The organism is Palleronia rufa, assembly GCF_000743715.1.
In the GTDB taxonomy this organism is placed as follows: domain Bacteria; phylum Pseudomonadota; class Alphaproteobacteria; order Rhodobacterales; family Rhodobacteraceae; genus Palleronia; species Palleronia rufa.
This window is the reverse complement of sequence record NZ_JQEY01000001.1, coordinates 235,250-257,709: the sequence shown is the minus strand read 5'-3', so window position 1 is coordinate 257,709 and position 22,460 is coordinate 235,250. Positions and strand designations below refer to the sequence as shown.

Below are 22,460 nucleotides of genomic sequence, written 5' to 3'. Positions count from 1 at the left end.
TGAAATTGCTTCCGGCCAGTGGAGGGCGTCAGCGCGGACGGGCCGCGGCGCGCTCTTGCTCGGTCAGCGTGCGCGGCTCGACGACCGGAGCGCCGCTGTCGGAAAAGAACGGCCCGGCGCGATGGGCCCCCGCCAGCCGGCCCGCGATGGCGCGGGAGATGACCCCCAGCCCGGCGCGGGCCATGCCCTTTTGCTTGATCGGGCGGCGCGCGGCGTCGGTGAAGGCACGCGCGACGACCTTGCCGAAATCGGTCGTGCCGGGACGCAGGATCATGCCGACGAAGGGGATCGTGGATTTCGGCAGGGTGTTGGCGACGGGCGTGTTGCAGCAGGCCGCGTACCAGCGGAATATTCCCTTTGGGCCGAGGCGCAGAACGGCAAGGTTATCCGCCCCCTTCAGGATCCGGACCTGCGACGGAAGCGTCTGGAAGATGTGGCTGCCGCCGTCGCCATCCAGGACCGGGACGGGGGCCGACAGATGCCGTGCGAAGGTCTGACAATCCGCGCAGTAGCACACCACGCGGCTTCCCTGCGCATCGGGCGCGATCTGCCACGCGGTCCTGCCGCAGCCGCAGGAAAGGTGAACGGGTTCCGACATGGTGTCATCTCCGGTGCGTGCCGTCAGGGTACGCGATCGCGGGCCCTGGTGCAAAGTCCGTGCGTGCATTGGAGAGCGACGAAAAAAGGCCGGGCACGAGGCCCGGCCAGTCCAACAGGGAGGTAAGACGGCAGACTGGGTCGATGCCGTCTTGATGGGCAGATAGTCCCACGAAATGGGCGCTTCAAGAAAAAAGCCGGCAGCCGGGTGGAACGCAGCTATGCGCTGGGCGCATAGGCGCGCTTTTCCAGTTCGGACTTGCTGCGCTCTGTGTCGCTGAGTTCCTTCAGCACGAAGTCGCGGAAGGCGGCGATGCGCTTGGAGTGGCGCAGCTCTTCGGGATAAGCGAGGAACACGGGGATATTGCCGGATTCCACGTCCGGCAGCACCCGCTCCATCTTCGGGAAATCGGCCAGCAGGTAATCGGGCAGGACACCGATGCCCAGACCGGCCAGTACCCCCTGCAGCACGCCGAAATAGTTGTTCACGGTGAGGGTCGAGGGAATCCCGACGGCGTGCAGAGATTCGATGAACGTCTGCCCGGACGACACCTGATGCGAGGTCACCGCCTGACTGATGAGACAGTGCGACGCCAGATCCTCGACCCGGGCGGGACGGCCGTGGATGTCGAGATAACCGGGCAGGGCATAGAGCCGCATCTTGACGGTGTTGAGCCGCTTGCGCACCAGATCGGCCTGGCTCGGCTCCTTCATGCGGATCGCCACGTCCGCCTCGCGCATGGGCAGGTTCAGCACGCGCTCTTCGAGCATCAAGTCGATCTTGAGGTCGGGATACTGATCGTAGAGCTTTCGCAGGCGCGGCATCAGCCACAGGGTGCCGAAGCCGGTGGTCGTTGTCACGCGCAACTCTCCGAACACCTCGTCCCGGCTGTCGCGAATACGTGCGGCGGCGGTGTCGAGCCGACGGTTCATGGCCTTGGTGGCGTCGTGCAGAAGCTCTCCCGGCTCGGTCAGGATCAGTCCGCGGGCGTGGCGGTGGAAGAGAACCGTCTGCAGCGACTCCTCCAACGCGCGGATCTGCCGGCTGACGGCCGACTGGCTCAGATGCAGCTTCTCACCCGCGGCGGTCAGCGAACCTGCCTCCGCGACCGCGTGAAACACTCTCAGTTTGTCCCAGTCCATGGGCCCTCCGACGATAGATATGCCTGCGAGATAGACAAATTGGGGTGTATCGGCGCCGGTGAAAGGTCAATGCGCGGCATTTGTGAATTGCGGCGGTTCCGTGAGGAGCTAGATTACCACAAATCCAGCGAGGAGCCGAAAAATGTCGCGTCAGGATGTCCGGTTGTCCGATCGGTACGATCTGGAGGCGTCTCCGGTGCTGTTGAACGGCACGCAGGCGCTGGTTCGGCTGATGCTGATGCAGAAGGAGCGGGACCGCCGCGCCGGGCTGAACACCGCCGGTTACGTCACCGGCTATCGCGGCTCTCCGCTGGGTGCGGTCGACTTGCAGATGGCCAAGGCATCGGAGCTTCTGTCGAAGAACGACGTGATCTTCCAGCCCGGCCTGAATGAGGATCTGTCGGCCACCGCGATCTGGGGCACGCAGCAGGCGGGACTCAGGGGGGACGGCACGCATGACGGCGTCTTCTCCCTGTGGTACGGCAAGGGTCCCGGCGTGGACCGCTCCGGCGACGTGATGCGCCACGCCAACATGGCCGGTTCGGCGCGGTTCGGCGGCGCGATCATGGCCATGGGGGACGACCACACTGGCGAAAGCTCGACCGTCTGCCACCAGTCCGACTGGGCCATGGTGGACGCCTACATGCCGGTGCTCAGTCCCGCGGGCGTGCAGGAGATCCTGGATTACGGACTATACGGGTTCGCCATGTCGCGCTTTGCCGGTGTCTGGGCAGGGCTGAAGCTGATGAAGGACACGGTGGAGGTCACGTCCGTGGTGGACGGGCGGCCCGACCGCATGTCTTTCGTCACGCCGGAGTTCCCGATGCCCGAGGACGGGCTGAACATCCGGCTGGGCGATCACTGGGTCGCCCAGGAGGCGCGGATGATCGACCACAAGCGCTTCGCGGCCGAGGCGTTTTCCCGCGCCAACGGCATGGACCGGCGCGTGTGGGGCAAGCCGGGGGCCAAGATCGGCTTCGTGGCGGCGGGCAAGAACTGGCTCGATCTGGTCCATGCCCTGTCGCTTCTGGGGATCGACGCGGACCGGGCGGTGGATCTGGGAATCACCACCTACAAGATCGGCCAGACCTTTCCGCTGGACATGTCGGGGTTTCACGACTGGGCGGACGATCTGGAACTGATCGTGGTGGTCGAGGAAAAGCGCAAGCTGATCGAGGTGCAGATCAAGGAGGCGATCTTCGACGACCGGCAGGGGCGGCGGGTCTATGGCTGGTACAAGGGCGGGGCCGGGCGGCTCCACCGCGAGGAGCTGTTCCCGACCCGCATGGCGCTGGACCCGGTGCTGATCGCCGAACGGCTGGGCGAGATCCTGATCGAGGAGGGCCGCGGGAACGAGGATCTGAAGTGCCGTCTGCGGCGGCTCGCCGACAGCCGCCGCGCCGACAATGCCGAAGAGATCGCGGTGCGCACGCCCTATTTCTGCGCCGGGTGCCCGCACAATACCTCGACGAAGCTGCCGGAGGGATCGCGCGCCTATGCCGGGATCGGCTGTCACATCATGGCGATGTGGATGGACCGCGAGACGTCGAACTACACCCACATGGGGGCGGAGGGGGCGAACTGGATCGGAGAGGGACGCTTTTCCACCACCGGACACGTGTTCCAGAACATCGGCGACGGGACCTACAACCATTCGGGCCTGCTGGCGATCCGCGCGGCGATCGCGGCGGGTGCCACGATGACCTACAAGATCCTCTATAACGATGCCGTGGCGATGACAGGCGGGCAGGCAAACGAAGGCGGGCTTGGCCCCGACCGCATTGCCCATGAGCTGCGCGCCATGGGTGTGAAGGCCATAGAGGTCGTCTACGACCCCAAGGAGGAACCGCTCCGCGACGGCTTTCCCAAGGGCGTCGGCTGGCACGAGCGCGACGCGCTGCCGGACGTCATGGAACGGATGACGAAGGTCGCCGGCGTCTCGGCCATCATCTACGTGCAGACCTGTGCGGCGGAAAAACGGCGCCGTCGCAAGCGCGGGCAGTTTCCGGACCCCGACAGGCGGATCTTCATCAACACCGACGTCTGCGAGGGCTGCGGCGATTGCGGGGTGCAATCGAACTGCGTCGCCATCGTCCCGGTCGAAACGGAACTGGGCCGCAAGCGCGCCATCGACCAGAGCCAGTGCAACAAGGACTATTCCTGCCTCAAGGGGTTCTGCCCGTCCTTCGTGACCGTCGAGGGCGCCGAGATCCGCAAGGAGGCGACGACACGGCTGGAGGTGGGCGATCTGCCGGATCCGGAGTTGCCGCGGATCGACGGCACTTGGAACGTGGTCATCACCGGGGTCGGCGGCACGGGGGTCGTGACCATCGGCGCTGTGCTGGCGATGGCCGCGCATCTGGATGGGCGCGGGGCCGGCATGATGGAGATGGCCGGTCTGGCGCAGAAGGGCGGGGCGGTCCACGTGCATTGCCGGATCGGAGCCGCGCCCGGCGACATCTCTGCCATCCGCGTGGCGTCCGGAGAGGCCGATGCCATCGTCGGCGGCGATCTGGTTGTCAGCGCCGGGGCCAAGACCTTGGGACTGATGGCCGGGGGCCGCACCGGCGCGGTGGTCAACAGCCATGAGATCGTCACCGGCGACTTCACGCGCGACACGGAGTTCCGCATTCCCACGCAGGATCTGACCCTGGCGCTGGAGCGGCGGGTCAAGGACCGGCTGACGCTCTTCGACGCGACCGAGCTGGCGCGGGCGGCCATGGGAGACACGATATTTTCCAACATGATCGTGTTCGGCGGGGCGTGGCAGGCGGGATTGCTGCCGGTGACGCGCGAGGCGATGGCCCGCGCCATCGAACTCAACGGCGCGGCGGTAGAGCGCAACCTGCGCGCCTTCGAGATCGGTCGCTGGGCGGTGCTGAACCCGACAGAGGCGGCCCGGGTCGCCCGGCCCGATGTGGTGGACAAGCCCAGATCCGCCGCCGAAAAGATCGCATTCCGAGAGCGCCACCTGATCGCCTATCAAGGCAAGCGACTGGCCCGGAGATACCGTCGCTTTCTGGACGGGATCGAGGACGAGAGCGTGCGCCTGGCGGTGGCCGAAGGCTATCACAAACTCCTGGCCTACAAGGACGAATACGAAGTCGGTCGGCTTTTGGCCCAGACCCGGGGAAAGGTGGCGGAGGCGTTCGGCGGCACCCATCAGCTGACCTACCACCTTGCGCCGCCGATCCTCGGCGGCGAGGTCGACGGCCGTCCGAGGAAACGCGCGTTCGGACCGTGGGTCGAACGGATCTATCCCCTGCTTGCCCGCGGGAAAGTCCTTCGCGGAACGCCGTTCGATCCGTTCGGGTATTCGGCAGAACGCCGGATGGAGCGCAAGCTGATCCGCCAGTACGAGGACGACATGAAAGAGGCGCTTCCGCACGCGTCCGACATGCCCGCGGCGGTCGAGGCCCTGGCGCGCCTGCCGTTGGACATTCGCGGCTTCGGTCCCGTCAAACAGGCGAATGCCGCCCGCGTCGCTGCAAGACGAGAGGAAATCCTGATGCAAATCCGGTCCGGCGATCTGCCCCATGCGCAGGCCGCCGAATAGGGCCACGGCGTTGGCTCCCCGTAAAGAAACCGCGGGCCCGCGCGGGTGGCGGCCCCGCGCCGATGGACTTTCTTTGGTGCGCCACCTATCGACTGTCGCCAGAGCCCTTGCGCGATCCTGCCCGCGGCTCGGAGGTCGACACGGAATGCGGAGCGCGCCATGGCCGTAGGGATTTTCGACAGCGGCCTTGGCGGGTTGACCGTGCTGAGCGCGCTGGAAAAACGCCTGCCGGACGTGCCCTTCGTGTATCTGGGCGACTCCGCCCATGCGCCCTATGGCGTGCGCGACGCCGACGACATCTTTGCGCTGACCTGCGCATCCGTGGAGCGGCTCTGGGCCGAGGGTTGCGATCTGGTCATCCTGGCCTGCAACACGGCCTCTGCCGCCGCTCTGCGCCGGATGCAGGAAACCTGGTTGCCCAAAGACAAGAGGGTGCTCGGCGTTTTCGTGCCGCTGATCGAGGCGCTGACAGAGCGGCAATGGGGCGACAACTCTCCCCCCCGGGAGGTCCGGGTGCGCAACGTGGCGCTGTTCGCCACGCCCGCCACGGTATCGAGCCGGGCGTTCCAGCGCGAACTGGCGTTTCGCGCCATCGGCGTGGATGTGGAGGCACAGGCCTGCGGCGGCGTCGTGGACGCGATCGAGGACGGCGACCAGATCCTGGCAGAGGCGCTGGTGCGCTCGCACGTGGATGCGCTGAAGCGCAAGATGCCGCATCCGCAGGCCGCGATCCTGGGCTGTACGCACTATCCGATGATGGAACAGACGTTTCAGGACGCGCTTGGCCCCGACGTGGAAGTGTATTCCCAGGCGAGCCTGGTGGCGGCATCGCTTGAGGACTATCTGCAGCGGCGCCCTGCCATGCGCGGTTCCGGCACTGCGGCGCGGTTCCTGACCACGGGCGATCCGCGACGGGTCTCTGATCACGCGACCCGGTTCCTGCGCCGCCAGATCACGTTCGAAAGGGCCTGAACGGCCAGACCCCTGCCCGGAGTGGCCCCCATGACCCAGACAATCGCGATCCTTGGCGCCTCAGGTTACACCGGTGCGGAGCTTGTCCGCATCATCGCCACGCATCCGTCGTTCCGGATCGCGGCCCTTTCGGGTGAGCGCAAGGCCGGGCAGGCGATGGGGGCCGTATTCCCGCATCTGCGCCATTTGGACCTGCCGGATCTGGCGAAGATCGAGGACATCGACTTTGCGCGTGTGGATCTGGTGTTTTGTGCGCTGCCCCATGCGACGTCGCAGACCGTGATCCGCGATCTGCCGCGTGATCTGAAGGTTGTCGACCTGTCGGCGGATTTCCGTCTGCGCGACGCGGCGGACTACGAAGCCTGGTACGGCGCGCCCCATGCCGCGACCGATCTGCAAAAGGACGCTGTCTACGGGCTGACCGAGTTCTATCGCAACGAGATCGCCGCCGCGCGGCTTGTGGCGGGCACGGGATGCAACGCGGCGGCCGGGCAGTTTGCGCTGCGGCCGCTGATTTCCGCCGGTGTGATCGATCTGGATGAGATCATCATGGATCTCAAATGCGGTGTTTCCGGAGCCGGGCGGTCGCTGAAGGAGAACCTGCTCCATGCCGAACTGTCCGAAGGCTATCAGGCCTATGCGGTCGGTGGGATCCACCGTCACCTGGGCGAGTTCGACCAGGAGTTCAGCAAACTTGCCGGGCGGCCCGTCAGGGTTCAGTTCACCCCGCATCTGGTGCCGGCGAACCGCGGCATCCTGGCGACCGTCTATCTGCGCGGCGACGCGATGGCGATCCACGCGGCACTGTCGGACACATATGCCGATGAGCCGTTCCTCCAGGTGCTGCCCCTGGGCGAAACCCCGTCCACGCGGCATGTCAGGGGATCGAACTTCTGCCATCTGGGCGTGGTGCAGGACCGGCGTGAGGGGCGGGCCATCGTGGTGGCCGCGCTTGACAATCTGACGAAAGGGTCATCCGGGCAGGCTGTTCAGAACGCCAACCTGATGCTAAACGTGCAGGAGACGGCGGGGCTGATGCTGGCGCCCGTTTTCCCGTGACAGCCAGGGGTCGAGCATGAAGGGTTTGAAGAAGAAGCGGCGCATACAGGTCATCGCCGTGGCCGCGGTCGCTCTGATCGCATCGACGGCGCTGATCGGGTACGCGATGCGCGACGGGATCAACTTCTTCCGCTCTCCCAGCCAGATCGCCGACACGCCCCCGGCGCCGTCCGAGGTGTTCCGTATCGGCGGACTCGTCGAGGAGGGGAGCCTTGCCCGTGGTCAGGGCGAGACGATCACCTTTCGCGTGACCGATGGCGCGGCCAGCGTGCCGGTGGCCTACGCGGGCGCGCTGCCGGATCTGTTCGCGGAAGGGCAGGGCATGGTGGGCACCGGGCGCCTCGTCGACGGACAGTTCATGGCTTCGGAGATCCTGGCCAAGCACGACGAATCCTACATGCCGAAAGAGGTTATCGACATCCTCAAGGAACAGGGCGTCTATGTGACACCGGACGCCGAGGTGTCGATGAATTAACGTCTCGGCCGGAGATTTCGGGCAGTTTTCCTGCGCCCGAAAGGACCGGCCCGATGACAGACGTCCGCAAGATCGCCGAAGAGATCATCGACAGGGAAGGCGGGTTCGTCAACGACCCCGACGATCCGGGCGGGGCCACGAATTTCGGCATCACCATCGGGACCATGCGCCGATTGGGCATCGACATGGACGGCGATGGCGACATCGACATCGCCGATGTGCGCAAGCTCGACCGCGCGACGGCGACCCGGATCATCCTGCGCCACTACTTCGAGGCGCCGGGAATTTCCCGGCTTCCGGAGGTCATCCAGGCCTCTGTCTTCGACATGTATGTCAATGCCGGGCGGAACGCGGTCAAGATCCTGCAGCGGCTTCTGAACGACATGGGTCAGCGACTGTCGGTCGACGGGGTGATCGGGCCGATCACCGCCGCCGCCGCTCAGGCCGCCTGGGCGGCGGCGCCGCGGCATCTGGCGGACGCCTACGGGATCGCCCGGCGCAACTACTACTACGGGCTGGGCGACACGAATCCGTCTCTGCGCAAGTACGCGCGTCGCCGGGACGGCGGCAAGGGCGGCTGGATCACCCGCGCCGAGACGTTCATCTCAAAGGGTTACCACCTGAGCCCGGCGGAGCATGCACGGAGGGTCTCGAAATGGGTCTGATCGACCGCGTGGTCGGGACCGTGTTCGGCAGCGGTGCGAATGTCGTGGTCGATACGGTCGGGGCGTTCCGAGAGAACGCCGAGAACGCGGCGGTCCGCGATGCGTCCCTGCGCGAGAATGCCCTGTCTGAATTTGCGGCGGAGTTTCAGAACCGCGATCGTGGTGCGTTCGACCGGTTCATGGACGGGATGAACCGGGTGCCGCGGCCGGCGATGGCGCTGGGCACGCTGGGGCTGTTCGTCGCCGCCATGGTCGATCCGGTCTGGTTCGGCGCGCGGATGGAAGGCATGGCGCTCGTTCCCGAACCGCTATGGTGGCTTCTGGGCGCGATCGTGTCGTTCTATTTCGGCGCGCGACACCAATCGAAAGGCCAGGAATTCCGCCGCGAACTGGCCGAGAGCGCCGTCATGGCCGCCCGCCGCAAATCGGCACGCGACGCATCTGCTCCAAGCGGACCCGGGCGCGGTTTTGCGGTGCCCGCATCCGATGCCGAACCCGGCAGGGGGGGCGGCGACAATCCCGCGCTGGACGCGTGGAGGCAGGGCGCAGATGGCCAGTGATCTGGTTCTGAAGCTGGTATCCGAGGACGGGCCCTGGGTTCTCCTGGTTTTTTACCTGCTCTGGCGAGATGCCCAGAAGGACGCCGCGACCCGCGAGGCGCTGAGCAAGAACACCGCGGTGCTGATCGAGATGGCGACCCTGCTGAGGACGCGGGTGAACACCCGGGGGTACATGCAATGATTTTGCGATGGCTGAGGGATCGCCTGACGGGCCGCAGGCTTCAGACGGAACTGGCCGCCAACCGCGCGGCGGCAGAGGCGCTGGACCGCGCCGTAAGGGAGATGTTTATCCGATGAGACTGGCAATCCTTGGCGGCGGCGCGCTCTTCGCCGCGTTTCTGGCGGGAAATGCGATCTGGGGGTTCTGGGCGGTCTATCAGATCGCCTATGGCGCATTCGTCCTGATGGCGGCGATGATCGCGGCGACGTTCTTCTGGCTCTGGCGCCGGCGGGCGACGCCGCTCGCGCTGGGCATGGTCATGTCCTGGGCAGGGGGCGCCTTCGTGATGGGCTGGTGGTGGCTATTCCGGATCCTGGGCCATCCGGCGGCCATGACCGAGCATCCGGCGCTGTTTGCCGGGCTGGCACTGTACCTGACCGGCACGGCGATGCATTTCTCGGTGATCGGCGCCAATCTTGGCTGGCCGCGGATCGGATGGGCGGTGCCGGTCGTGCTGGCGGCATCGGTGTCCCTGGCACTGGCCGCCGCGATATGACACATCGTCCGGGGCGGCGACGGATCGGCGGGCCAACCGTCTCGGGCCGCGGGATCCGCATTGTTTCCTATGTTCGGCGGAGCGGCGCGGCCGGGGATTGCGTGCCAGTGCGCTGAGTGTCTACTGCGCCCTGTCGGCGTGCGAAAGAACAGGTGCCGGATACGGCATAGCCCCCGCCGCGCCACGTGCGGCTATTCATGGCGGGCGCGCGTTCGGGGCTGCCAGCCGCTCCTGACGGAGCGTCGCGGCTTTCGTCGGCGCATCACCTCTGTCACAGTCGCACCCGACCCCGACCGGACGCAGCTGACAAAAGGCCAGACCCCATGGATTACGACGTCATCCGCTTCGACATCGCACAGGACGTGGCGGTGCTGACCCTGAACCGCCCTGACCGCAAGAACGCGCTCAATTCTCAGATGCGCGCAGAGATCACCCATGCCGTGAAGGACGCGGGGCACCGCGCACGGGTGCTGGTGCTGACCGGCGCGGGGGACGCGTTCTGTTCGGGTCAGGACCTTGCCGATGGCGGCAACGCGGCCAGCATGGATCTGGAGCGCGTGCTGCGCGATGAATACGAGCCGATGCTTCAGGCCCTGGTAGAGTGCCCCGTGCCCACCATTGCCGCGGTGCGAGGTGCTGCGGCGGGTGCGGGCGCGAACCTTGCCCTTGGCGCCGACGTGGTCATCGCGTCCGATACGGGCGTGTTCCTTCAGGCCTTCACGCGGATCGGGCTTATTCCGGATGCGGGCGGCACCTATTGGCTGCCGCGCCAGATCGGGCTGGCCAAGGCCATGGGGGCCGCTCTCTTCGCGGAACCGATCCCGGCCCGGACGGCCGCCGACTGGGGGATGATCTGGGAATGCGTGCCCGATGCGGAGTTCGACGCGCATTGGAAGGCCCGGGCGGCACAACTCGCCAAGGGTCCGACGGAGGCTTATCGCGGCGTCAAGGAGAGCCTCCGCGCCAGCTTTCAGAACGGTCTGGCCGAGCAACTGGCGCTGGAGGCGCAGATCCAGGGGCGCATGGGTCGGACCCGCGACTTCCGGGAAGGCGTGCTGGCGTTCCTGGAAAAACGCATGGCGAACTATCAGGGCCGCTGACAAGGTTAGATAGGTCATGCGCGGGGCGATGGACGCCCTGCGGACGGTCGCGCCCGTCCGGCGCCGCCGGGTTCGCAAAGGCCGGGGCAGGCAACCCGTCGCCGGGAAAACGCTCGATCCGGCCTCAGGTTTCGCGGACGTAGACAGCCTGGTGCTGCAGGTTGACCCAACCGTAGCTGGTCAGAAAGGCGATATCGGCGGCATCGCGGCCCACCCCGATGATCGCCACGCGGTCAGGGCGGCTCATCCCCGTGGGGTCCACCAGGTGCCAGCCGCCGTCCAGCCAGACCTGCACGACGGCGTGGAAATCCGGTGGCGTTACGTCGGGCCCGTAGCAGGAGACCATGCGGGCCGGGATCGCCTTGGCCCGGGCCAGGGCGATCAGCACATGGGCGAAGTCGCGGCAGATCCCACGCCGCTCGACAAAGGTGCCGATGGCGGTTGTCGTCGGACCGGAGGAACCGGAGACATAGGCGAAACGCGTGCGGATCCATTCCGCCATTTCGTGAACCGCCGCACCGCCCGCCACATGGCCGAAATCGGCGTTGACGAAGCTCTGGAACTCGTCGGACTGGCAGTAGCGGGACGCCATGAGGTAGCGCACGGCCTCATGGGGCAGTCGATGCACAGGCTCCGCCGAAAGGGTGCGTAGGTCGGGCGCGGCGCGGTCGATCTCTATTTCCGTGGTGTAGCGGACCCGCAAGCCACCGTGGCAGGTCAACCAGACGCGGGTGCCGACGCCGTCCTCGGCCGCGATGCGCGATGCGGCGCCGGTCCGCCCGGTATCCAGCGTCTCGGACAGGATCCGCTGGTCCGGCAGGGCGGCACACTCGATCTGCATCAGGATGTCAGTCTCCTGTTCCATGCCGTAGTCGAGCTCGGCCGTGATGTTGAGCTTCATGGGGACGCTTTCGGTTTGGGGATGCACGGACGCTGTGCGCGGCCGCAGGTCATGGGTGAGGAACGCGAAGCTGCACCATTGGTTCATCGCATGACAGACCAAAGGAGTCATCCATGACCGATACCGACATCTTGTTTTCCCCGGTGACGATGGGGGCGGTTGAGCTGCCCAACCGGGTGCTGATGGCGCCGCTGACCCGAAACCGGGCGCATCCCGACGGCACGCCGTGGGAGGTCGCACAGACCTACTACGCCCAGCGGGCGAGCGCGGGCATGATCGTGACGGAGGCGACCCAGGTCACGCCCTATGGGAAGGGCTACGTCGGCACGCCCGGGATCCACGATCCGTCCCATGTCGCGGCGTGGAAGGAGATCACCGATGCCGTCCACGCCGAGGGCGGGCGGATCTATCTCCAGCTTTGGCATGTGGGCCGCATCAGCCATGTGTCCCTGTTGCCCGACGGAGCGACGCCGCAGGCGCCATCGGCCATCCGCGCGGACCAAAAGACCTTCACCGCCAACGGGTTCGAGGACTGCTCGGAACCCCACGCCATGACCGTCGAGGAAATCGGCGAGGTCGTCGAGGCCTACCGCACCGGCGCGAGGAACGCCAAGGACGCGGGGTTCGACGGGGTCGAGGTCCATGCCGCGAACGGCTATCTGATCGACCAGTTCCTGCAGGACAGCACCAACCGCCGCGACGATGCCTATGGCGGCTCGATCGAGAACCGGATGCGTTTCCTGCGCGAGGTGCTGGATGCCGTGACAAGCGTCTGGGAGCGCGACCGCGTGGGCATCCGTCTGTCGCCGCTGGGACAGGCCAACGACATGGGCGATAGCGATCCCGAGGGCCATTTCGGCGCGATCTACAAGATGCTGTCTGATGAGAAGCTGGCCTATCTCCACGTGGTCGAAAGCTTCTACGGCACTGAGACGAAGTCGGAAGAGCGCGACGTGCTGATGCGCCTGCGCAAGCTCTATGACGGGTTCTACATCGCCAACGGGTCGCTGGACGCGGAAACGGCGTCCAGGGTGATCGCCAGCGGCCACGCCCAGGCCGCGACCTTCGGACGGCCGTTCATCGCCAACCCCGACCTGCCAGAACGTTTCCGCACGGGCGCCGAACTGAATCTGCAGGACCAGGACACGTTCTACGGTGGCGACGAGACGGGGTATATCGACTATCCGTTCCTCAAGGCGATCGAGCCGGTCTGAACGGGCACACCCCTGAAACGCAAAACGGCCCGCCATCCCGGCGGACCGTTTCCCAGAGCGCCGCGCGCGGTCAGCGCTTTTCCACGTCCACGTAGTCGCGGGCCGTTTCCCCCAGATAGAGCTGCCGCGGACGGCCGATCTTGTGCTGGGGATCGCTGATCTGCTCTTTCCACTGGCTGATCCAACCCACGGTACGCGCCACGGCGAAGATCGGCGTGAACATGGACTGCGGGAAACCCATCGCGTCGAGGATGATGCCGGAATAGAAATCGACGTTCGGGAACAGCTTCTTGTCCTTGAAGTAGTCGTCCTCCAGTGCCACCCGCTCCAGTTCCTTGGCGGTCTGGAGCGTCGGATTGTCCTCGATCCCCAGAAGGTCTAGAACCTCGTCCGCCGACTGCTTCATCACCGTCGCGCGGGGATCGTGGTTCTTGTAGACGCGGTGCCCGAATCCCATCAGACGGAACGAGTCGTTCTTGTCCTTGGCGCGCTCGATATACTTCGGGATCTGGTCCGGCGTTCCGATCTCGCGCAGCATTTCGAGGCACGCCTGGTTGGCGCCGCCATGGGCTGGACCCCAGAGGCAGGCGATGCCGGCGGCGATACAGGCAAACGGGTTGGCGCCGGAGGATGACGCCAGCCGCACCGTGGATGTGGACGCGTTCTGCTCATGGTCGGCGTGGAGGGTGAAGATCCGGTCCATGGCGCGGCTCAGGATCGGGTTAACCACGTAATCCTCCGCCGGAACGGAAAAGCACATCCGCAGGAAGTTCGACGCATAGTCCAGATCGTTGCGCGGATACACGAACGGCTGTCCGATATGGTACTTGTAGGCCCAGGCGGCGATGGTCGGCATCTTGGCGATCAGGCGGATCGTGGCGACCTCGCGCTGCCAGGGATCGGAGATGTCGGTGGAGTCGTGGTAGAAGGCCGACATCGCGCCGACCACGCCGACCATGATCGCCATGGGATGCGCGTCGCGGCGGAACCCGCGGAAGAAATACACCATCTGCTCGTGCAACATGGTGTGGTTGGTGACGCGGTGCTCGAAATCCTCCAGCTGATCGGCGGTCGGCAGTTCACCGTAGAGAAGCAGGTAGCAGACCTCCAGGAAATGCGATTTGGAGGCCAGCTGGTCGATCGGATAGCCGCGGTGCAGCAATTCGCCCTTGTCGCCGTCGATGAAGGTGATGGTGCTGTCGCATGAGGCGGTCGAGGTATAGCCCGGGTCGTAGGTGAAAACCCCCGCCTGGGCATAGAGCTTGCGGATGTCGATCACGTCCGGCCCGTTGGTGGGCGAGTGGATCGGAAGGTCGAATTCCTGCCCGTGGACGCTCAGTCTGGCTGTCTTCTTGTCATCGGCCATAAGGCGAGATCCCTTCCTGCGTTGGACGGGCGGTCCCTGACCGTCCGTGATCTGTTCATGCCGCGCCCGGCCGGAGGGGTCCGGTCTTCATGGCGTCGTCGATCCGGGCAAGCGTTTCGTTCCGTCCCAGAACCATCATCATGTCGAAGACGCTGGGTGTGGCGGTCCGCCCGGCAAGCGCGGCGCGCATGGGCCCTGCGATCTTTCCGAGGCCGATGCCGCGCGACGCGGCGATGGCGCCTGCCACGCTCTCGAGCGTGTCCCGTTCCCAGCTAGCATTTCGCAACTGCGGCGTCAAATCGGCCAGAAGGTCCATCGCTGCCGGGTCGAGCGCCTTGGCGGCCTTCGGGTCGACCTCTACCGGTCGGGACACCATGGCGAAATGGGCCCTGTCCAGCAGGTCCGGCAGCCGCCGCGCACCGCTGCGCACCAGCGGCAGGGCAGGGGCCAGCGCGTCCCGTTCGGCACGGGTCAGGGGCGCCAGGTCCGCTGCGTCGCGCCAGGCGTCGATGGCGTCCAGCAGGTCGTCCGTTTCCATGGATGCGATATGCTGGCCGGAGACGTGATCGAGCTTTTTGAAGTCCAGCCGCGCGGGGGACTTGCCGATGCCGTCCGTGTCGAACCACTCCAGCGCCTGACCGGTCGAGAAGACCTCATCGTCGCCGTGGCTCCAGCCCAGCCGCGCCAGATAGTTGCGCATCGCCGCGGCGGGGTAGCCCATTGCGACGTATTCCGCGACCCCCAGGGCGCCGTGGCGCTTGCTCAGCTTCTTGCCGTCCTCGCCGTGGATCAGCGGGATATGGGCCATCGCCGGCTGATCCCATCCCATGGCCGCATAGATGAGTCCCTGCCGGGCGGCGTTGTTCAGGTGGTCGTCGCCCCGGATCACATGGGTCACGCCCATGTCGTGATCGTCCACCACCACCGCCAGCATGTAGGTGGGCGTCCCGTCCGAGCGCAGCACGATCATGTCGTCGAGCTGATCGTTGCGAATCGACACGCGGCCCTGGACGGTGTCCTCGATCACCGTCTCGCCCTCCAGCGGTGCGCGGACCCTGATGGCGTAGGGGGCGTCGGGATGGCTGGCGGGGTCCGCGTCGCGCCAGGGTGAGCGGAAGAGGGTCGAGCGGCCCTGGGCCCGTGCGGCCTCTCGCGCGGCCTCGATCTCCTCTCGGGTGGCGAAGCACTTGTAGGCCGTGCCGCTCTCGACCATCTGCCGGGCGATCTCTGCGTGCCGCGGCGCGCGGTCGGCCTGGCTGACCGCCTCGCCGTCCCAGTCGAGTCCCAGCCAGGTCAGCCCCGACAGGATCGCCTCCGTCGCCTCCGGCGTCGATCGCGCCAAATCCGTGTCTTCGATCCGCAGCAGGAACCGCCCGCCGCGTCCGCGGGCGTAGAGCCAGTTGAAAAGCGCGGTGCGCGCGCTGCCGATATGGAGAAACCCGGTGGGGGACGGCGCGAATCGCGTGACGACAGGCGGTGTCTGCCCATCGGATGCGGCGGCGTTAACCATAGAATAACCAACTCGGAGGATCGTTGCCCGGGGTGTAGTCAATCGGTCTGGAGAGGACAAGGGTGGTGCGGGCGCGCGTGGCGGCATGGTTCGATACCCAGCGCGGGGGGCTGTTCCTGTGGTCGCCGGTCTGCCTCGCCGTGGGCATCGGCCTCTATTTCGCCCTGCCGGTTGAGCCGGACCCGACGGCCTGGGCGGTCCTTGCGACGGCGCTGGCGGCGGGCGGGGCGGCCATGGCCGCCGGGTTCTGGCGCTGGCCGCTTCTGGTGGCGGTAATGCTCGTCGGCGCAGGGCTGGGGCTGGCGGGCGTTCGCAGCGCCCTGGTCGCCGGGCCGGTGCTGGACTTCCGCTACTACGGCGCGGTCGAAGGGCGGGTGGTCGAGGTCGATCGCTCCGGCTCCGACAAGCCGCGCATGACGCTCGACCGCGTGGTTCTTGAGCGCACGCCGCCCGACCGGACGCCACGCCGGGTGCGCATCTCTCTCCACGGCGATCAGCGCTGGCTGAGCCCGGCGCCCGGGAACGTGGTGATCGTCACCGCGCATCTTTCCGGCCCCGAGGGGCCCGTCGAGCCGGGCGGCTTCGACTTCCAGCGCATGGCCTGGTTCGAGGGGCTTGGCGCGGTGGGCTATGCGCGCACACCCGCGCTGTTGCTCGAGCCTTCCGGTCGCGGCCTGCCGGTGGCACGGCTCCGCGCGCACATGACCGCGGCCATCGTCGCGGCGCTGCCGGGCGACGCTGGCGCCTTCGCCGCGGCGATCACCACGGGCGACCGGTCCAGCATCGAGACTGCGACGCTCGACGCGCTCAGGGCGTCGAATCTGGCGCATCTGCTGGCCATCTCGGGCCTGCATATGGGCCTGCTCACGGGGCTTGTGTTCGGTGCGCTGCGCGTGATCCTGGCGCTCTTTCCGGCCTCCGTCGGATGGCCGGCGAAATCCATCGCGGCGATGGGCGCGCTGGCCGCGGGGGCGGCCTATCTGGCGCTGTCGGGCGGCAACGTCGCCACCCAGCGGGCCTTCATCATGGCGGCGGTGATGCTGGTGGCGGTGCTGGTCGGGCGGCGGGCCATGACCCTGCGGGCCGTGGCCATCGCAGCGCTGATCGTGCTGGTCCTGCGGCCCGACGCACTGACGGGGCCGGGTTTCCAGATGTCCTTTGCCGCGACCACGGCGCTGGTGGTCGCGTTCCGATTCATCCGCGATCGGGGAACCGGGCCGCGGGGCGCGGTGCTGACATGGGCCTTCGCGCTCTTCGTCTCGTCGGCGGTGGCCGGGGCGGCAACCGCCCCGGTGGGTGCGGCGCAGTTCAACCAGCTCTCACCCTACGGTCTGGTGGCGAACCTGGTCTCGGTCCCCGTCATGGGACTCACCATCATGCCGGCGGCGTTGCTTGCGGCGGTGCTGGCGCCGCTGGGGCTGGCCTGGATCGGCCTGGCGCTTATGGAGCCCGGCATCCGCTGGATCCTGCTGGTCGCGACCCGGGTGGCGGCGCTGGACGGCGCCACGGTGCCGGTGCCCAGCCCGCCGCCCTTCACCCTTGCGCTGCTGGCGCTGGGGGCGCTCTGGTTGATCCTGTGGCATGGCCGCGTCCGCTGGATCGGGGCGGCGCCGGTGCTGGCGGCCTTTGCCATGTGGTCGGCGGTCGAGCGTCCGACCGTGTTGGTGGCCCCGTCGGCCGCTCTGGTCGGCATCATGGGTCCGGAGGGGCGGGCGTTGTCCAAACCCAGGGGGGCCGGGTTCGCCGCGCGGGTCTGGCTGGAAAACGACGGTGATCCCACCGACCAGCCGGCCGCTGCGGAGCGGCCCGGATGGGACCAGGCCACCGGCCAGGCCCGGACCGACCTGGGCGGCACGGTCCTGTGGCATGTCTACGGCCGGGGCGGGATAGAGCGCGCGCAGGCGCTATGCACGTCCGGCAATGTGGTGGTGTCCAGCCAGCCTGTCCCGCAACCGGGCGACTGTCTGATGCTGGATCCGCGCACGCTGGAAAAGACCGGGTCCGTGGCGATCTATGCCGGCGGCGAGGGGCTACGGATCGTGACCGCGCGCGAGCGCGCGGGACTGCGGCCGTGGAACGGGGCGGACCGGCAGCGGGATCGCCGCATCGCCCGCGCCGATCAGTAGGTGCGGATCAGCCCGACCAGCCGGCCCTGGACCTTTACCTGGTCGTCGCGGAACACGCGCGTCTCATAGGCCGGGTTCGCGGCCTCCAGCGCGATGGAAGAGCCCTGGCGGCGGAACCGCTTGAGCGTCGCCTCCTGGCCTTCGACCAGGGCCACCACGATGTCGCCGTTGTCGGCGGTCGAGATCTCGCGGATCACCACCACGTCGCCGTCGTTGATCCCGGCGTCGATCATCGAATCGCCCTTGACCTCCAGCGCGTAGTGATTGCCTTGGCCGGACAGCATGTGGCCGGGCACCGCGACGTTGTGCGACACCTCCGAGATCGCCTCGATCGGGACGCCGGCGGCGATGCGGCCCATGACGGGGATCTCTACCGACAAAAGCTCCACCGACAGGGCGTCGCGCGGCGGCGGGGCGTCCGGGCGGTCGCCTTCGATCACGCGGGGCGCGAAGCCCCGGGGCTGCTGTTCCAGCGACTCCGGCAGCTTGACAATCTCTATGGCCCGGGCCCGGTGGGCGAGGCGACGGATAAAGCCCCGCTCTTCCAGGGCCGTGATGAGGCGGTGGATCCCGGATTTCGACCGCAGGTCGAGCGCGTCCTTCATCTCGTCGAAAGAGGGCGGCACACCGTCCCTCTGCAATCGCTTGTTGATGAAAGCCAGCAGTTCCAGTTGCTTGCGGGTCAGCATCGGGCGGCATCCTTCCGGCACGTTTCGCTTATGTTCTAAGAGCGTTCCCGTTCCGTGTCAATACGTCTCAAAGGCAGGGAATTACAGCGCGATGCACGTCACGGTGTCGCCTGGATTCCTCGCGGGGTCGTGCGGGGGCCGGACGATCAACGCGTCTGCGGCCGCCAGAATGCCCAGCCGGGCGCTGTCCTGACTGTCGAACGCCGACAGCCCGTCGGCGGAGCTGCGGGCGCGCATGTAGTGTTCCCGGGGGCCGTTTGCGGACAACGGCGCGGCCAGGCGGGCGGTGGTCCGCGGCGCGGGCTCCGGGGGGAGGCCCTGCATCACGCGCACCGCCGGAAGGATGAAGACCAATCCGCAAACCATGGAAGACACGGGATTTCCGGGAAGGCCGATCAGGGGCGTTCCAGTCAGGCGGCCGGCCATGAGGGGCTTGCCCGGGCGCATGGCAACCTTGTAGAAAGACCGCTCCATGCCGCGTGCCTCGGCCACCGCGGCGACCAGATCGTGGTCCCCCACCGACGCGCCGCCGATGGTCACGATCAGATCCGCGCCCCGCGCCAGGTCGAGCGCGAGGGACAGCGACGCCTCCGTATCCCGGGCGATCGGCAGGACGCGGGCACGGGCGCCGGCGGCCTCGATCATCGCGGCCAGGCCGAAATTGTTCGATGCCACGATCTGGTCCGGGCCCGGCGTGTCGCCCGGCATGACCAGTTCGTCGCCGGTCGCGATGAGCGCGACTTCCGGTCGGCGCCGGACAGGCAGTTCCGCATGGCCCATGGCCGCCAGAAGGGCGATGTCCACCGGACGCAGCCGCCCGGCGGGGGCGACGGCATCGCCTTGCGCGAAATCCGTGCCGGCGGCGCGGATATGGGGCTGGTCGTCGGCACCGTCCCGCAGCGTGATCCGGTCACCGTCGCGGTCGACATCCTCCTGGATCAGGACGCGGGTCGCGCCGGCGGGGACCGGCGCACCGGTGAAGATGCGCACGGCCTCACCCCGTCCGACCGCGCCGCGGAATCCGTGCCCCGCAGCACTTTCGCCGATGACGCTGAATGCGGCACCTGGCGGCGGGTCGCCCGCAACCGCATAACCGTCCATGGAGGAGGCCGCGAAGGGTGGCTGCGACCGGCGGGCGACGACGGGTTCGGTCAGGATGCGGCCCGCCGCCTCCCGCAGGGGCACGCAGGTGGCGCCCAGCGGGCGGACCAGCGCGAAGACATGCTCCAGCGCCTCATCGACCGATATCACGGAGCGGCCTCGAACCGCCCCGAAGCGCCGCCGTCCTTGTAGAGCAGGCGGATGCCGCCGATCTCCATGTCTTTCTGTGCCGCCTTGACCATGTCGTAGACGGTCAGGCATGCGGTGGTCACGGCCGTCAGCGCCTCCATCTCCACGCCCGTCTGGCCGGCGGTCTTCACGGTGGCCGTCACGCGCAGTCCCGGCAGGTCCTCGTCGGCGGTCACGTCGACCGCGACCCGGGTGATCGGCAGGGGATGGCAGAGCGGGATCAGATCGGACGTGCGCTTGGCGCCCATGATCCCCGCCAGCCGCGCGACACCGGCGACATCGCCCTTTTTGGCCCGGCCCTGTGTAATGATAACAAGGGTTTCCGGCGACATCTTCACCCAGCCTTCGGCGCGCGCCTCCCGCGCCGTGACGGGCTTGCCCGATACATCGACCATATGCGCGTTGCCGGAGGCGTCGAAGTGGGTGAGCGCCATCAGATCCGCCCCGATGCGGTGAACGGATCGTCAAGGATCGCCCGCGTCGCCTCGGCCACGTCGTCCCGCCGCATCAGGCTCTCGCCGATCAGGAAACAGCGGGCGCCGTATCGGGCGAGATCGGCCAGATCCTCCGGCGTCGACAGACCGGATTCCGACACGATGGTGCGGTCGGGATCGATGAGGCGCGCCAGCTTTTTCGTCACGTCGAGAGAGGTGTCGAAACTGTGCAGATCGCGGTTGTTGAGGCCGATGAGCGGAGAGGACAGCCGCTGCGCGCGGTCCAGTTCCGGCTCGTCATGGACTTCGATGAGCACGTCCATGCCCCAGTGCGTGGCCGCGTCGTGAAGCTCTTGCGCCTCGGAGTCGTCCACGGCCGCCATGATGATGAGGATGCAATCGGCGCCGATGGCGCGGGATTCGGCCACCTGCCAAGGGTCGAACAGGAAATCCTTGCGCAGCACCGGAAGGGCGCAGGCCGCCCGGGCCGCGTGCAGATCGTCCTCATGCCCCTGAAACGACGGCGCGTCGGTCAGAACCGAAAGGCAGGCGGCGCCGCCGGTCTCATAGGCTTCGGCGATGGCCGCCGGATCGAAGGGATCGCGGATCAGCCCCTTGGAGGGGCTGGCTTTCTTGACCTCCGCGATCAGGCCGTAGCCTTCGCGGCTGGCTTTCTGCAAGGCCTCGCCGAAGCGGCGCACCTTCGGGCCGGCACGGGCCGCGCTCTCGATCTCGGATTGCGGGCGGGTGGACTTGCGCGCCGCGATTTCGTCGAGCTTGTAGGCCTTTATGCGATCCAGCACTGTGGTCATGGACGATCCTCCAGGGTGACGAGGGCGTGGCGCTTGCGGCCCGCGGACAACTTCACGGGCAGCGCGGCCGCGTCGACCATCTGCCCCGGGTCGGTCACGGCGGCATCATCCAGGCGCGCGCCGCCTTCCGCGATCAGGCGCTTGGCTTCCTTGCCGGACTTCGCGAGCCCGGCCCGCACGATGAGCTGCACGACGGAGATGCCGTTGGCGGCCTCCGACCGCGGCAGGGAGAGCGTCGGCAGCTCGTCCCCCACGCCGCCCTTCTCGAACACCTCGCGCGCTGTGGCGTGCGCCGCAGCCGCGGCATCGGGGCCGTGGCAAAGCGCGGTCACCTCATTGGCAAGGATCGCCTTCGCCTCGTTGATCTCGGACCCCTGCAGCGCGCCGAGGCGGTGACATTCGTCCACGGGAAGCTCCGTGTAGAGCAACGCGAAGCGGCCCACGTCGGCGTCGGTGGTGTTGCGCCAGAACTGCCAGAACCCGTAGGGCGAGAGCATGTCGGCGTTGAGCCAGACGGCACCGCCCTGGCTCTTGCCCATCTTGCGCCCGTCGGAAGTGGTCAGCAGCGGCGTGGTCAGCCCGAAGATCGCCGTGTCCGCGACGCGGCGCGTCAGGTCGATCCCGTTCACGATGTTGCCCCACTGATCCGACCCGCCCATCTGCAGCACGCAGCCGTAGCGGCGGTTGAGTTCGAGGAAATCGTAGGCCTGCAGGATCATGTAGTTGAATTCCAGGAACGACAGCGACTGTTCCCGGTCGATCCGGGACTTCACGCTTTCGAAGGAGAGCATCCGGTTGACGCTGAAATGCCGCCCGATGTCGCGCAGGAACTCCAGATAGTTGAGACCGTCGAGCCACTCTGCGTTGTTCAGCATCAGCGCGGAGCGGTTGCCGTCTTCGTAGTCGAGATACTTGGCGAAGACGCCCTGCATTCCGTCGATATTGGCCTGGATCTGATCGGGACCCAGCAGCGGCCGCTCGTCCGAGCGGAAGGACGGATCGCCCACCTTGGTCGTGCCACCGCCCATCAGCGTGATCGGCCGGTGGCCGGTTTTCTGCAGCCAGCGCAGCATCATGATGTTGAGCAGGTGGCCCACATGGAGTGACCGCGCGGTGGCGTCGTAGCCGATATAGGCCGGCACGGTGCCGGCGCGGAGCCGGTCGTCGAGCCCTTCGAGGTCGGTGCACCCCGCGACGAAACCGCGTTCGTGCATGACCTGCAGGAAGTCGGATTTCGGCTGGTAGGTCATGCGCGTGTCGTCCACTTTCCAGGTA

General features: G+C 67.2%; 21 protein-coding genes. 11 read left to right on the top strand and 10 right to left on the bottom strand.

Annotated elements, in window-relative coordinates:
- Positions 1–28: 28 nt before the first annotated feature.
- On the bottom strand, positions 29–598 hold the full coding sequence (locus KW83_RS01215) for a DUF6151 family protein (protein ID WP_036173373.1): 570 nt from the start codon (positions 596–598) through the stop codon (positions 29–31).
- Between the two features lie 218 nt (positions 599–816).
- Complete coding sequence (locus KW83_RS01210; protein WP_036173370.1) at positions 817–1,740, bottom strand: LysR family transcriptional regulator; 924 nt, start codon at positions 1,738–1,740, stop codon at positions 817–819.
- A gap of 142 nt (positions 1,741–1,882) precedes the next feature.
- Here KW83_RS01210 and KW83_RS01205 point away from each other — a divergent pair, with 142 nt between their 5' ends.
- The 9 genes from KW83_RS01205 (at position 1,883) to KW83_RS01165 (ending at position 10,843) form a co-directional block, all read left to right on the top strand.
- On the top strand, positions 1,883–5,296 hold the full coding sequence (locus KW83_RS01205; protein ID WP_036173358.1) for an indolepyruvate ferredoxin oxidoreductase family protein: 3,414 nt from the start codon (positions 1,883–1,885) through the stop codon (positions 5,294–5,296).
- A gap of 159 nt (positions 5,297–5,455) precedes the next feature.
- A complete protein-coding gene (locus tag KW83_RS01200) occupies positions 5,456–6,268 on the top strand; it encodes a glutamate racemase (RefSeq protein WP_036173355.1) in 813 nt (270 codons plus the stop codon).
- A 30-nt stretch (positions 6,269–6,298) separates the two neighbouring features.
- Positions 6,299–7,327 (top strand): N-acetyl-gamma-glutamyl-phosphate reductase, encoded by a 1,029-nt coding sequence (gene argC, locus KW83_RS01195; protein ID WP_036173352.1) that lies wholly within the window; start codon positions 6,299–6,301, stop codon positions 7,325–7,327.
- 16 nt (positions 7,328–7,343) lie between these two features.
- On the top strand, positions 7,344–7,802 hold the full coding sequence (ccmE, locus tag KW83_RS01190; protein ID WP_036173349.1) for a cytochrome c maturation protein CcmE: 459 nt from the start codon (positions 7,344–7,346) through the stop codon (positions 7,800–7,802).
- 53 nt (positions 7,803–7,855) lie between these two features.
- Positions 7,856–8,467: a holin-associated N-acetylmuramidase gene (locus tag KW83_RS01185; protein ID WP_036173346.1), complete on the top strand. Its 612-nt coding sequence runs from the start codon at positions 7,856–7,858 to the stop codon at positions 8,465–8,467.
- Positions 8,458–9,027 (top strand): holin family protein, encoded by a 570-nt coding sequence (locus KW83_RS01180; protein WP_036173344.1) that lies wholly within the window; start codon positions 8,458–8,460, stop codon positions 9,025–9,027. The genes KW83_RS01185 and KW83_RS01180 overlap by 10 nt, the downstream gene beginning before the upstream one ends.
- Positions 9,017–9,208 carry a hypothetical protein gene (locus KW83_RS01175; RefSeq protein WP_036173342.1) on the top strand — a complete coding sequence of 64 codons (192 nt, stop codon included), beginning with the start codon at positions 9,017–9,019 and terminating at the stop codon, positions 9,206–9,208. Before KW83_RS01180 ends, KW83_RS01175 begins: the two co-directional genes overlap by 11 nt.
- A gap of 112 nt (positions 9,209–9,320) precedes the next feature.
- Positions 9,321–9,743, top strand: a complete 423-nt coding sequence (locus KW83_RS01170; RefSeq protein WP_036173340.1) for a hypothetical protein — start codon at positions 9,321–9,323, stop codon at positions 9,741–9,743.
- Between the two features lie 323 nt (positions 9,744–10,066).
- The gene (locus KW83_RS01165; RefSeq protein WP_036173337.1) at positions 10,067–10,843 is read left to right on the top strand and encodes an enoyl-CoA hydratase-related protein; all 777 of its coding nucleotides are present in this window, start codon (positions 10,067–10,069) and stop codon (positions 10,841–10,843) included.
- A 124-nt stretch (positions 10,844–10,967) separates the two neighbouring features.
- On the opposite strand, the gene KW83_RS01160 is transcribed toward KW83_RS01165, so the two are convergent.
- A complete protein-coding gene (locus KW83_RS01160; RefSeq protein ID WP_036174789.1) occupies positions 10,968–11,744 on the bottom strand; it encodes a transglutaminase-like domain-containing protein in 777 nt (258 codons plus the stop codon).
- Between the two features lie 113 nt (positions 11,745–11,857).
- Between KW83_RS01160 and KW83_RS01155 the strand changes: the two genes are divergently transcribed.
- Positions 11,858–12,958, top strand: a complete 1,101-nt coding sequence (locus KW83_RS01155) for an alkene reductase (RefSeq protein ID WP_036173334.1) — start codon at positions 11,858–11,860, stop codon at positions 12,956–12,958.
- A gap of 70 nt (positions 12,959–13,028) precedes the next feature.
- On the opposite strand, the gene gltA is transcribed toward KW83_RS01155, so the two are convergent.
- Positions 13,029–14,324: a citrate synthase gene (gene gltA / locus KW83_RS01150; protein WP_036173331.1), complete on the bottom strand. Its 1,296-nt coding sequence runs from the start codon at positions 14,322–14,324 to the stop codon at positions 13,029–13,031.
- 55 nt (positions 14,325–14,379) lie between these two features.
- Positions 14,380–15,834: a glutamate--tRNA ligase gene (gltX, locus tag KW83_RS01145; protein WP_036173328.1), complete on the bottom strand. Its 1,455-nt coding sequence runs from the start codon at positions 15,832–15,834 to the stop codon at positions 14,380–14,382.
- A gap of 65 nt (positions 15,835–15,899) precedes the next feature.
- Here gltX and KW83_RS01140 point away from each other — a divergent pair, with 65 nt between their 5' ends.
- Positions 15,900–17,960: a ComEC/Rec2 family competence protein gene (locus KW83_RS01140; protein WP_036173325.1), complete on the top strand. Its 2,061-nt coding sequence runs from the start codon at positions 15,900–15,902 to the stop codon at positions 17,958–17,960.
- On the opposite strand, the gene lexA is transcribed toward KW83_RS01140, so the two are convergent.
- The 5 genes from lexA to tyrS all read right to left on the bottom strand — a co-directional run bounded on the left by lexA (position 17,954) and on the right by tyrS (position 22,435).
- Positions 17,954–18,649: a transcriptional repressor LexA gene (gene lexA / locus KW83_RS01135; protein ID WP_036173323.1), complete on the bottom strand. Its 696-nt coding sequence runs from the start codon at positions 18,647–18,649 to the stop codon at positions 17,954–17,956. The two genes, KW83_RS01140 and lexA, sit on opposite strands and share 7 nt — an antisense overlap.
- 81 nt (positions 18,650–18,730) lie before the next feature.
- The gene (locus KW83_RS01130) at positions 18,731–19,900 is read right to left on the bottom strand and encodes a molybdopterin molybdotransferase MoeA (protein ID WP_036173312.1); all 1,170 of its coding nucleotides are present in this window, start codon (positions 19,898–19,900) and stop codon (positions 18,731–18,733) included.
- Positions 19,897–20,376 carry a cyclic pyranopterin monophosphate synthase MoaC gene (moaC, locus tag KW83_RS01125; RefSeq protein ID WP_152563437.1) on the bottom strand — a complete coding sequence of 160 codons (480 nt, stop codon included), beginning with the start codon at positions 20,374–20,376 and terminating at the stop codon, positions 19,897–19,899. Before moaC ends, KW83_RS01130 begins: the two co-directional genes overlap by 4 nt.
- Positions 20,373–21,185, bottom strand: a complete 813-nt coding sequence (gene trpC, locus KW83_RS01120) for an indole-3-glycerol phosphate synthase TrpC (protein WP_036173308.1) — start codon at positions 21,183–21,185, stop codon at positions 20,373–20,375. The genes moaC and trpC overlap by 4 nt, the downstream gene beginning before the upstream one ends.
- Positions 21,182–22,435 (bottom strand): tyrosine--tRNA ligase, encoded by a 1,254-nt coding sequence (gene tyrS, locus KW83_RS01115; RefSeq protein ID WP_036173306.1) that lies wholly within the window; start codon positions 22,433–22,435, stop codon positions 21,182–21,184. Before tyrS ends, trpC begins: the two co-directional genes overlap by 4 nt.
- Positions 22,436–22,460: the final 25 nt, after the last annotated feature.